The organism is Rhizobium sp. CIAT894 (assembly GCF_000172795.2).
Lineage (GTDB): Bacteria > Pseudomonadota > Alphaproteobacteria > Rhizobiales > Rhizobiaceae > Rhizobium.
On sequence record NZ_CP020947.1, the window covers coordinates 2,031,231 to 2,042,741 of the forward strand.

An 11,511-nucleotide genomic window follows, 5' to 3' on the forward strand; every position below is an offset into this window, starting at 1 on the left:
GGAACCCATGCCTATCGATATCCTCATGCCCGCCCTCTCTCCGACCATGGAAGAAGGCACGCTGTCCAAATGGCTGAAGCAGGAAGGTGACAAGGTCACTTCAGGCGACGTCATTGCCGAAATCGAAACCGACAAGGCGACGATGGAAGTCGAAGCCGTCGACGAAGGCGTCATCGGCAAGCTGCTCGTCGATGCCGGCACCGAAGGCGTCAAGGTCAACACCAAGATCGCCGTGCTGCTGCAGGACGGCGAATCCGCTTCGGATATATCTGCCGCCAAGCCGGCAGCCGCCGCTGCTCCGCAGGTTGCCCAGGAAGAGAAACCGACCAATGCCGGTTCTGCTTCCGCGCCGCTTCCGGCCGAGCCGAAGGCCGTCGTTCCGAACGACCCGGAAATTCCGGCCGGCACCGAAATGGTGTCGATGACCGTGCGCGAAGCGCTGCGCGACGCCATGGCCGAAGAAATGCGCGCCAGCGACGACGTCTTCGTCATGGGCGAGGAAGTCGCCGAATATCAGGGCGCCTACAAGGTCACGCAAGGGTTGCTGCAGGAATTCGGCCCGCGCCGTGTCATCGATACACCGATTACCGAGCACGGCTTTGCCGGCGTCGGCGTCGGTGCCGCAATGGCCGGCCTTCGCCCGATCGTCGAATTCATGACCTTCAATTTTGCCATGCAGGCGATCGACCACATCATCAACTCGGCCGCCAAGACGCTCTATATGTCCGGCGGCCAGATGGGCGCGCCGATCGTCTTCCGCGGCCCGAACGGCGCTGCCGCTCGCGTCGGCGCTCAGCACAGCCAGGATTACGCTGCCTGGTACAGCGCAATCCCCGGCCTCAAGGTCGTCATGCCCTATACGGCGTCCGACGCAAAGGGTCTGCTCAAGGCTGCGATCCGCGATCCGAACCCGGTCATCTTCCTCGAAAACGAAATTCTCTACGGCCAGCACTTCGACGTGCCGAAGCTCGACAATTTCGTGCTGCCGATCGGCAAGGCCCGCATCCACCGTCCGGGGAAGGATGTCACGGTCGTCTCCTTCGGCATCGGCATGACCTATGCGACGAAGGCCGCCGCCGAACTCGAAAAGATCGGCATCGATGTCGAGCTGATCGACCTTCGCACCATCCGCCCGATGGATCTGCCGACGATCATCGAATCGGTCAAGAAGACCGGCCGTCTGGTCACCGTCGAGGAAGGTTACCCGCAGTCGTCGGTCGGCACCGAAATCGCCACCCGCGTCATGCAGCAGGCCTTCGACTATCTCGATGCGCCGGTGCTGACGATCGCGGGCAAGGACGTTCCGATGCCTTACGCCGCCAATCTCGAAAAGCTGGCGCTTCCGAACGTCGGCGAAGTCGTCGATGCGGTGAAGGCTGTTTGCTACAAATAAGGGGAGGGTATTTCGATGCCGATCAATATCACGATGCCCGCCCTCTCTCCGACCATGGAAGAAGGCAATCTGGCCAAGTGGCTGGTCAAGGAAGGCGACACGGTCAAGTCTGGCGATGTGATCGCCGAGATCGAGACCGACAAGGCGACGATGGAAGTCGAAGCCGTCGATGAAGGCACGGTCGCCAAGCTTGTCGTTCCGGCCGGCACCGAAGGCGTCAAGGTCAACGCGCTGATCGCCGTTCTCGCCGCCGATGGCGAGGATGTCGCCGCAGCCGCAAGCGGTGCCGGTTCCGCCGCTCCGGCCAAGGCTGAAGCCGCACCCGCGCCGAAGGCCGAGGCTGCACCGGCGAAGGCTGAGTCCGCTCCGGCTCCCGCCGCTGCACCGGCATCGGTTTCGGCAGGCGGCAACCGCACTTTCTCTTCGCCGCTCGCCCGTCGTCTGGCCAAGGAAGCCGGTATCGATCTTGCTAATGTCGCAGGCTCCGGCCCGCATGGCCGCGTCATCAAGAGCGACGTCGAAGCCGCCGTTGCCGGCGGTGGCGCCAAGGCTGCGCCGGCTCCGGCCGCTGCTGCTTCAGCTCCGCAGGCTGCCGCCGCTCCGGCCCCGGCCGCCGCAGCGCCGAAGGGCGCTTCCGAGGAAGCCGTGCTCAAGCTCTTCGAACCGGGTTCTTACGAGCTCGTGCCGCATGACGGCATGCGCAAGACTATCGCCCGGCGCCTAGTCGAATCCAAGCAGACGATCCCGCATTTCTACGTCAGCGTCGATTGCGAGCTCGATGCTCTGATGGCGCTGCGCGCCCAGCTGAACGATGCGGCGCCGCGCAAGGACAATGCCCCGGCCTACAAGCTTTCGGTCAACGACATGGTCATCAAGGCCATGGCGCTGGCGCTGCGCGACGTTCCGGATGCAAACGTCTCCTGGACCGACAGCAACATGGTCAAGCACAAGCACGCCGATGTCGGCGTTGCCGTCTCGATCCCCGGCGGCCTGATCACGCCGATCATCCGCAAGGCCGAGCAGAAGACGCTGTCTGTTATCTCCAACGAGATGCGCGATCTCGGCAAGCGGGCCAAGGACCGCAAGCTGAAGCCCGAGGAATATCAGGGCGGAACCAGCTCGGTCTCGAACATGGGCATGATGGGCGTGAAGAACTTCGCCGCCGTCGTCAACCCGCCGCATGCGACGATCCTCGCGGTCGGCGCCGGCGAACAGCGGGTCGTCGTCAAGAACGGCGAAATGGCGATCGCCACCGTGATGTCGGTCACGCTGTCGACCGACCATCGCTGCGTCGACGGCGCGCTCGGCGCCGAGCTGCTCCAGGCCTTCAAGGGCTACATCGAAAACCCGATGGGCATGCTTGTCTGATCGCTGGGCGGAGGCGGAAATGACCAAGACCGTTCTTTGCTATGGTGACTCGCTGACCTGGGGGTATGACGCCGATACGATCGGCCGTCATGAGTACAAAAATCGTTGGCCGAGCGTGCTTCAGGCAGCGCTCGGCAGCGAGGCGCGCGTCATCGCCGAAGGCCTCAACGGTCGCACGACCGCTTTTGACGACCATCTCGCCGATTGCGACCGCAACGGCGCGCGCGTGCTGCCGACGATCCTGCAGACGCATGCGCCGCTCGATCTCGTCATCCTGCTGCTCGGCACCAACGACATGAAGCCGGTCGTGGCGGGTTCGGCCTTTGCCGCCTGCCAGGGCATCAGCCGGCTGGTGCGGCTGATCCGCAATCATGCCTGGCCCTTCGAATTCGACGGGCCGGAGATCCTGATCGTGGCGCCGCCGGCGATCTGCGCGACGGGCAATGTGCCCTTCGCCGCATCCTTTCCCGGCGGCATCGAGGAATCGGCTAAGCTTGCAACGCTTTATCGTGATCTTGCCGACGAACTCGGCTGTGGCTTTTTCGACGGCAATTCCGTCGCCAGGACCACGCCGATCGATGGCATTCATCTCGATGCGGAAAATACGCGGGCGCTCGGGCGCGGGCTGGAATCGATCGTGCGGATGATGCTGGGGATCTGAATGACCGCCTTCATCGCCCTGCGGCAGGCCTCACGGCGCGATGCCTCGGAGCTGGCGATCCTGGCGGATATCGCATCGCATGGGTTTGCCTCCTGGCTCTGGTTTGCCGACGTTGCGAACGGTGTCAGCGACACGCCTTTGGAGCGGGGGCGGCTGAAAATGAGCGAGGAAGAGGCTGTCGGCGGCTGGCGGGATGCCGTCATCGCCGAAGCCTATGGCGAGGTCGCCGGTGTAGCGATCGGCCATGCGCTTGACGAAGGCATAGGCGATATCGAGGCGAGCATCCCGGCGACCACGCCGATGCTCGCCTTGCAGAAAACGGTTGTGGGAAGCTGGTTTATCGGCAGTCTCGGCGTTTACCGCCATCTGCGCGGCATCGGCATCGGGCAGAGGCTGCTGGACGATCAGATCGAAAGGGCGGATTGCCGCCCGGTCAGTCTCATCACCGCAAGTGATAACGAGGCGGCTCTGTCGCTTTATGGAAGAAACGGATTCCTGGAGGCTGCGCGCGCCGATGCCGTGCCGCTCTTCGAAAACAGCAAGAGACACGCGTGGGTGCTCATGACCCGCAGCGCAGCGTAACAAAAGGGCAGGAAACACATGGCTGAATCCTACGACGTCATCATCATCGGCTCCGGTCCCGGCGGCTATGTCGCCGCCATCCGCGCCAGCCAGCTCGGCCTGAAGACAGCGATCGTCGAGCGCGAGCATATGGGCGGCATCTGCCTGAACTGGGGCTGCATCCCCACCAAGGCGCTGCTGCGCTCGGCCGAGGTCCTCGACCATGCCAATCACTTCAAGGATTTCGGCCTGGTTCTCGAGGGCACGGTCAAGCCGGACGCCAAGGCCGTCGTCGGCCGCTCGCGCGCCGTCTCCGCCCGTCTCAACGCCGGCGTCGGCTTCCTGATGAAGAAGAACAAGATCGACATCATCTGGGGCGAAGCGAAGCTTTCAAAGCCCGGCGAGATCGTCGTCGGCAAGTCGTCGAAGCCGGTGGTCGAGCCGCAGCACCCGCTGCCGAAGAACGTCAAGGGCGAGGGCACCTATACTGCCAAGCACATCATCATCGCGACCGGCGCCCGCCCGCGCGCACTGCCCGGCATCGAGCCGGATGGCAAGCTGATCTGGACCTATTTCGAGGCGCTGAAGCCCGACGCGCTGCCGAAGTCGCTGATCGTCATGGGTTCGGGCGCGATCGGCATCGAATTCGCCAGCTTCTATCGTTCGATGGGCGTCGACGTCACGGTCGTCGAAGTGATGCCGACCATCATGCCGGTCGAGGATGCCGAAATCACCGCCGTCGCCCGCAAGCAGCTGGAAAAGCGCGGCCTCAAGATCTTCACCAGCGCCAAGGTCACGAAAGTCGAAAAAGGCGCGGGCAGCATCACCGCCCATGTCGAGACGTCAGACGGCAAGGTGCAGCAGATCACCGCCGATCGGATGATTTCGGCCGTCGGCGTTCAGGGCAACATCGAAAATCTCGGCCTCGAGGCGCTCGGCATCAAGACCGACCGCGGCTGCGTCGTCACCGATGGTTACGGCAAGACCAATGTCGCCGGCATCTATGCAATCGGCGATGTCGCCGGCCCGCCGATGCTGGCGCACAAGGCCGAGCATGAAGGTGTCGTCTGCGTCGAAAAGATCGCCGGCCTGCCGAACGTCCATCCCACCGACAAGGGCAAGGTCCCGGGCTGCACCTATTGCAACCCGCAGGTCGCCTCCGTCGGCCTCACCGAAGCCAAGGCCAAGGAACTGGGCCGTGACATTCGCGTCGGCCGCTTCTCCTTCGCCGCCAACGGCAAGGCGATCGCGCTCGGCGAAGACCAGGGCATGGTGAAAGTGATCTTCGACAAGAAGACCGGCGAACTACTCGGCGCTCATATGGTCGGCGCCGAAGTCACCGAGCTCATCCAGGGCTTCGTCGTCGCGATGAACCTGGAAACGACCGAAGAAGAGCTGATGCACACCATCTTCCCGCATCCGACGGTCTCCGAAACGATGAAGGAAGCGGTGCTCGATGCCTATGGCCGCGTGCTGAACGCTTGATAATTTCCGGGGCTTCCCATTTGCCCGGAGTGGAAAGCCACTCCGGTCGGGTGGAAAAAACGAAAGGAAATTATCATGTCTATGGAGACGCAAGCGTTGTTGGTATTTTTGTTGATCGGCCTGGTTGCAGGCTTCCTTGCTAGTTTGGTCGTTGGCGGCGGCGGTTTGATAAGATGCCTGCTGAGCGGCATCATCGGCGCCTTCGTTGGCGGCTATCTGTTCAGTGCGCTCGGCATTTCGCTGGGCATTGAAAACGCGCTGGTCGTGCAGATCATCCACGCCACGGTCGGCGCCATCGTCGTGGTGCTGATCGCCAGGGCGGTGGCCTGAGGCGCAACAGAAGGTTAAGTTGAGGGTAGGGGCAGGCATGGAAGGCGTAGGCTGGATTTCGGCAATCATCATCGGCGGACTTGCGGGCTGGCTCGCCGGCAAGCTGATGGAAGCGCGATACGGGATTTTCCTGAACATCGTGCTCGGCATCGTCGGCTCCGTCGTCGCCAGCGCCATCCTCGCGCAGTTTCATGTCGCTGTGGTCGGCGGGCGGCTCGGCTACTTCGTGACGGGTTTCCTCGGCGCCTGCCTGCTGATATTCCTTGTGCGGCTGGTGCGGCGCTAGGTTCTGATGATTTGCCGCATAGGGGCGATAGAAAGCTGAAATTGCAATGGTGACCATCCTCGACACGATCAATCCTGACGCCAAGCGCGTGCGCCATCCGGAAAAGGCGCATCGGCCCGATACCGAGGTCATGCGCAAGCCGGACTGGATCCGCGTCAAGGCGCCGACCTCCAAGGGCTATGCCGAGACGCGCGCGATCGTGAAGGAGCACAAGCTCGTCACCGTCTGCGAGGAGGCCGGCTGCCCGAATATCGGCGAGTGCTGGGACAAGAAGCACGCCACCTTCATGATCATGGGCGAGATCTGTACCCGCGCCTGCGCCTTCTGCAATGTCGCCACCGGCAAGCCGAACGCGCTCGATATGGCCGAGCCGGAGAACGTCGCCAAGGCGGTCAAGGAGATGGGCCTGTCCCACGTCGTCATCACCTCGGTCGACCGCGACGATCTGGAGGACGGCGGCGCCGAGCACTTCGAAAAGGTGATCTGGGCAATCCGTGCGGCCTCGCCGGCAACGACGATCGAAATCCTGACGCCGGACTTCCTGAAGAAGCCGGGCGCCTTGGAGCGCGTCGTCGCCGCCAAGCCCGATGTCTTCAACCACAATATGGAAACGGTTCCCGGCAATTACCTCACAGTTCGCCCCGGCGCCCGCTATTTCCATTCCATCCGCCTGCTGCAGCGGGTGAAGGAACTCGATCCCACCATGTTCACCAAGTCGGGCATCATGGTCGGCCTCGGCGAGGAGCGCAACGAGGTGCTGCAGCTGATGGACGATTTGCGCACCGCCGATGTCGACTTCCTGACGATCGGCCAGTACCTGCAGCCGACCCGCAAGCATCACAAGGTCGAAAGCTTCGTCACCCCGGACGAGTTCAAATCCTACGAGACGGTCGCCTACAGCAAGGGCTTCCTGATGGTCGCCTCCAGCCCGCTGACCCGCTCTTCACACCATGCCGGCGATGATTTTGCCCGGTTGCGGGCGGCGCGGGAGAAGAAGCTGCTGGCCGCCGCCGAGTAAGGTTGGGCGCTTGCTTATGGAAGCGGCTCTGGCGATCTTTCGCTGCGGTCAGACCGCTGGTAGACAATGGCTGCCAACCTCTCTTTCGTCATGCTCGGGCTTGTCCCACTGCTGTCCGGTTTAAATTTAGTGGACATGGTGCACGGTGTTGATTCTACTCGTATTCGAGCGTTTCGCGACGATCTCGGACACGAAATAGGAGCAACACCGTGCGGCATGACAATAGCGTCTTTCATGATCTGTTGAAGCGGATTCCGTGGACGATCTTCGAAAGACTTGTGGAGGAGCATCAGGCCGACAAGCATGTTCGGCGGCTGTCGACGAAGAGCCAGTTGATCGCCCTGCTTTACGGCCAGCTTGCCGGTGCCGTCAGCCTGCGCGAGATCGTCGGGTCCCTGGAAAGCCATAGTGCCCGCCTTTACCATCTCGGCGCTCGCCCGGTGTCGCGCTCGACTTTCGCCGATGCCAACGGCCTGCGTCCGAGCGCCGTTTTTACCGAGTTGTTTACGCAGATGCTGGCCCGCGCCGGGCGCGGCCTCAAGCGGGCCATCGGCGAGGCGGTCTATCTGATCGACGGCAGCAGTCTGCCACTTTCCGGGGCGGGATCGCAGTGGGCCCGCTTTTCCGATCAGGCCTGCGGCGCCAAGATGCACGTCGTCTATGATGCCAATGCCGAACGGCCGATCTATGCGGCCGTCACCGCGGCCAATGTCAACGACATCACCGCCGCCAAGGAGATGCCGATCGAGGCGGGCGCCACCTATGTCTTCGATCTCGGCTATTACGATTTCGGCTGGTGGGCGAAGCTGGATGCCGCCGGCTGCCGCATCGTCACCCGCCTCAAGTCCCATACGAAACTGACAGCGAGCGCCGAGCAGGCGGTCAACGAGGATGCCGGCATCCTGTTCGACCGCATCGGCCTGTTGCCGCAGCGCCAGGCCAGGAGCCGCCGCAATCCGATGAACCGGCCGGTGCGCGAGATCGGCGTGCGGATCGAAACCGGCAAGATATTGCGCATCTTCTCCAACGATCTTACCGCCCCGGCCGAGGAGATCGCCGCACTTTACAAGCGCCGCTGGGCGATCGAACTGTTCTTCCGCTGGGTCAAGCAGACGCTGAAAATCCGCCATTTCCTCGGCAACAGCGAAAATGCAGTGCGCATCCAGGTGGCCGTCGCTCTGATCGCCTATCTGCTGCTGCAGATGGCAAAGGCCGACCAGGCCACCATCATAAGCCCGCTGGCCTTCGCCCGCCTGGTGCGCACCAACCTGATGCACCGCAAAAGGATCGACCGCCTGCTAAAACCACGCAACAACCCTCCCGGAAATCCCGGCCAGATGAGCCTCCAATGGTGACACAATTTAAACCGGACAGCAGTGGGCTTGTCCCGAGCATCTGCCTCGGGTCGATAGGGCAGCAGATCCTCGGCACAAGGCCGAGGAAGACGCTCGAGTAGGGAGCGAGGTTAGTTTACAGACTGACCGCGGCGGTTTTCATCGCGGTTTTTCCTTGGGCTGCCGCCGATGAAGGACACATCCGGTTTGAAAGCGACACTGACCGGAGCCGACCGTATCCTGGTGATCGGCTGCCCCGGCAGCGGCAAGAGCACGCTCGCAAAGCGGCTTTCCCGAGCGCTCGAGCTTGACTACATCTCCATGGACCGCGACTTTTATTGGCTGCCGGGCTGGAGAAAAAGGGCGCGCGACGAGATCGATCGCCTAATCGCCACGGCCGTAGCGGAGGAACGCTGGATCATGGATGGGACCGGCCTCAGTTCCTTCCATCTCCGCCTGCCGCGGGCCAATGCTGTTATTTGGCTTCGGCTGCCCAGATATGCATGCCTCCACGGTGTCGTCTCAAGAGCGTTTCGTTATTTCGGCCGCAACCGTCCCGAGCTCCCTGTCGGCTGTCCCGAGCGCCTCTCGCTGGGCATACTTGCCTATATCTGGAATTTCGAGCGGGATGCCGTCCCCCTGATCGAGGCGGTACTTCGGGACGTCGCCGGTAAGCCGGTTCTTCAACTAAAATCCCGCCGACAGATGCGCGCGCTTCTTGATCTTCTCCGCGCGCCCGCTTAAGTGCCGCCTATGCCGCAATTCGAAACGCACCGTCCTGTCCCGCACACGCCCGATCAGATGTTCGACCTCGTTGCCGATGTCGAGCGCTATCCCGAATTCCTGCCGCTCTGCGAAGCGCTGGCTATCAGGAGCCGCAAGGAGCGCGATGGCAGGATCCTGCTCGTTGCCGATATGACTGTGGGATACAAGGCGATCCGCGAGACCTTCACCACCCAGGTGCTGCTGAACCGGGCCGAGCATGTCATCGAGGTCAAATATATCGACGGCCCGTTCAAATATCTCGACAATCGCTGGCATTTCGCCGAAACACCGGCTGGCGGCTGTACCGTCGATTTCTTCATCGACTACGAATTCAAGAGCCGCATCCTGGGCGCGCTGATGGGCTCGATGTTCGACCGCGCCTTCCGCATGTTCACCGAAGCCTTCGAGACGAGGGCGGGCAAGATCTACGCCGCGGCTTGACGATGGGCCGCGGGCGACGTCAGCCTGTCAGCAGTGAATGCACCATTTCCAGCGCCGTCCGGACCGTCGCCAGCCGAACCTCGCTGCGGCCAATATCGCCATAGAGCATCTTTCGGTGGATGAGCGCGCCGGAGCGCGATTTAGCGGCGAGATGCACGAGGCCGACGGGCTTTTCCGCCGATCCGCCGCCGGGGCCGGCAATGCCGGTGACGGCAACGGCGATATCGGCGCGCGAGCGGAAGAGGGCGCCGTGCGCCATCTGCCGGGCGGTTTCTTCGGAGACCGCTCCGAAACGCAGCAATGTTTGTTCCTGCACTCCGAGCAGCTCGACTTTGGCTGTATTCGTATAGGTGACGAAGCCGCGGTCGACCACGGCGGACGAACCGGATATCTCGGTCAGCGCCCCTGATATCAGCCCGCCGGTGCAGGATTCGGCGGTCGAGACCATCTGCCCCGCCGCCGTGAAATCGCGGATGATCGCCTCAGCCGCCGAAATTATATCCGGGGGAAAAAGGCTCATCATTTCCTCCCGCGATAGACGACGGTCGCCGTGGCGATCGCCGCGATGCCTTCGCGCCGGCCGACGAAGCCGATCGTCTCGTTGGTCGTCGCCTTGACCGAGCAGCGCTCGATATCGATGCCGAGATATTCCGACAGGTTCGCCCGCATAGTCTGGCGGTGCGGGCCGACCTTCGGCGCCTCGGCGATCAGCGAGACGTCGGCATTCATGATCGTGCCGCCATGCTCGCGCACGATCCGGGCGGCATGCTCGATGAAGATCTTCGAGGCGGCGCCCTTCCATTGCGGGTCGGAGGGCGGAAAATGATCGCCGATATCACCGGCGCCGCAGGTGGCAAGCAGCGCGTCCGTCAGCGCATGCAGCGCGACATCGGCATCCGAGTGGCCTTTCAGCTTCTGATCATGCGGAATGAACACGCCGCAGAGCGTGACGCCGTCGCCCGCTTCGAGCTGGTGCACGTCATAACCGTTGCCGGTGCGCACGTCCGGAAGCAGCGCGGCCGAGAGTTTGTCGTCGGCCATGGTGATATCGCTCTTAACAGTCAGCTTGACGTTGTCGGGCGTGCCCTCGACGATCGTCACCGGAATGCCCGCCCATTCCGCGATCGAAGCGTCGTCGGTGAAATCGCTTCGCCCGCTCGCCGCCGCCTTCTCATGCGCATCGAGAATCGTTTCGAAAGCGAAGGATTGCGGCGTCTGCGCCGCGTAGAGCTGCTCGCGTGAAACCGTCGTCAGCACGGTGCCGGCGCTGTCGGCGCGTTTCAGAGTGTCGGTCACAGGCGTTGCCGGCAGCACCGCCTGCGCGCCGTCACTGAGGCTCTCGGCAATGCGGTCAAGCAACACATGGTCGAAGAACGGCCGCACGGCATCGTGGATCAGCACATGGCTGATTTGCTTGTCCTTGAGATATCGGAGACCGGCCAGCACCGATTGCTGCCGGGTCGGCCCGCCATGCACCGTTTCGATCGGCGTTGCCGAAATGATGTGGCGGAAGGCTTTGGCAAACAGCGCCTCGTCGTCGGGGTGAATGACGACGACGATCTGAGTTGCCGGCCCCCATGTCATGAAATTTTCAAGCGTATGGACGATAACCGGCTTGCCGCCGATCATGCGATACTGCTTTGGGCCTTCCTTGGAAGCGCCGGCGCGCTCGCCGCGGCCGGCGGCAACGATGACAATTCCAGCCGATATCGGTTGCTTGGACGGCATTTGCAGCATAAATCCCCTAAAATATGCGGAATTGACCGGAGTGCTCTAACCCCTTGCTTTGGCCTTTTCCAGCATCTGCCCGAAAAATATCGATTCTTTGCCGAGCCCCCTTGGCAAGACATGGATCTATGGCTAAAAATA

General features: G+C 62.5%; 13 protein-coding genes. 11 read left to right on the top strand and 2 right to left on the bottom strand.

Annotated elements, in window-relative coordinates; all coding sequences use genetic code 11:
- Nucleotides 1-7 precede the first annotated feature (7 nt).
- From RHEC894_RS10120 to RHEC894_RS10170, 11 genes are all read left to right on the top strand, one after another.
- A complete protein-coding gene (locus RHEC894_RS10120; protein ID WP_085737164.1) occupies nt 8-1,393 on the top strand; it encodes a pyruvate dehydrogenase complex E1 component subunit beta in 1,386 nt (461 codons plus the stop codon).
- Nucleotides 1,394-1,408: 15 nt separating this feature from the next.
- A complete protein-coding gene (locus RHEC894_RS10125) occupies nt 1,409-2,761 on the top strand; it encodes a pyruvate dehydrogenase complex dihydrolipoamide acetyltransferase (protein WP_085737165.1) in 1,353 nt (450 codons plus the stop codon).
- 19 nt (nt 2,762-2,780) lie between these two features.
- Nucleotides 2,781-3,422, top strand: coding sequence for an SGNH/GDSL hydrolase family protein (locus RHEC894_RS10130; RefSeq protein ID WP_025416111.1), 642 nt, complete (start codon nt 2,781-2,783; stop codon nt 3,420-3,422).
- Nucleotides 3,423-4,004, top strand: a complete 582-nt coding sequence (locus RHEC894_RS10135) for a GNAT family N-acetyltransferase (RefSeq protein WP_085737166.1) — start codon at nt 3,423-3,425, stop codon at nt 4,002-4,004.
- A gap of 18 nt (nt 4,005-4,022) precedes the next feature.
- Nucleotides 4,023-5,468 (top strand): dihydrolipoyl dehydrogenase, encoded by a 1,446-nt coding sequence (gene lpdA, locus RHEC894_RS10140; protein WP_085737167.1) that lies wholly within the window; start codon nt 4,023-4,025, stop codon nt 5,466-5,468.
- A 75-nt stretch (nt 5,469-5,543) separates the two neighbouring features.
- Nucleotides 5,544-5,798 (top strand): GlsB/YeaQ/YmgE family stress response membrane protein, encoded by a 255-nt coding sequence (locus tag RHEC894_RS10145; RefSeq protein WP_085737168.1) that lies wholly within the window; start codon nt 5,544-5,546, stop codon nt 5,796-5,798.
- A gap of 37 nt (nt 5,799-5,835) precedes the next feature.
- Nucleotides 5,836-6,084 carry a GlsB/YeaQ/YmgE family stress response membrane protein gene (locus RHEC894_RS10150; RefSeq protein WP_085737169.1) on the top strand — a complete coding sequence of 83 codons (249 nt, stop codon included), beginning with the start codon at nt 5,836-5,838 and terminating at the stop codon, nt 6,082-6,084.
- Between the two features lie 46 nt (nt 6,085-6,130).
- A complete protein-coding gene (gene lipA / locus RHEC894_RS10155; protein ID WP_085737170.1) occupies nt 6,131-7,102 on the top strand; it encodes a lipoyl synthase in 972 nt (323 codons plus the stop codon).
- 209 nt (nt 7,103-7,311) lie between these two features.
- A complete protein-coding gene (locus tag RHEC894_RS10160) occupies nt 7,312-8,457 on the top strand; it encodes an IS4 family transposase (protein WP_010069540.1) in 1,146 nt (381 codons plus the stop codon).
- Between the two features lie 168 nt (nt 8,458-8,625).
- Nucleotides 8,626-9,180: an AAA family ATPase gene (locus RHEC894_RS10165; protein WP_085737171.1), complete on the top strand. Its 555-nt coding sequence runs from the start codon at nt 8,626-8,628 to the stop codon at nt 9,178-9,180.
- A gap of 9 nt (nt 9,181-9,189) precedes the next feature.
- Nucleotides 9,190-9,642: a type II toxin-antitoxin system RatA family toxin gene (locus RHEC894_RS10170; protein ID WP_085737172.1), complete on the top strand. Its 453-nt coding sequence runs from the start codon at nt 9,190-9,192 to the stop codon at nt 9,640-9,642.
- A 19-nt stretch (nt 9,643-9,661) separates the two neighbouring features.
- On the opposite strand, the gene RHEC894_RS10175 is transcribed toward RHEC894_RS10170, so the two are convergent.
- Together RHEC894_RS10175 and RHEC894_RS10180 are read right to left on the bottom strand one after the other, a co-directional pair.
- Entirely contained in the window at nt 9,662-10,162 is a 501-nt protein-coding gene (locus RHEC894_RS10175; protein WP_085737173.1) for a CinA family protein, read from the bottom strand.
- Complete coding sequence (locus RHEC894_RS10180) at nt 10,162-11,379, bottom strand: bifunctional 2-C-methyl-D-erythritol 4-phosphate cytidylyltransferase/2-C-methyl-D-erythritol 2,4-cyclodiphosphate synthase (RefSeq protein WP_085737174.1); 1,218 nt, start codon at nt 11,377-11,379, stop codon at nt 10,162-10,164. The genes RHEC894_RS10175 and RHEC894_RS10180 overlap by 1 nt, the downstream gene beginning before the upstream one ends.
- Nucleotides 11,380-11,511: the final 132 nt, after the last annotated feature.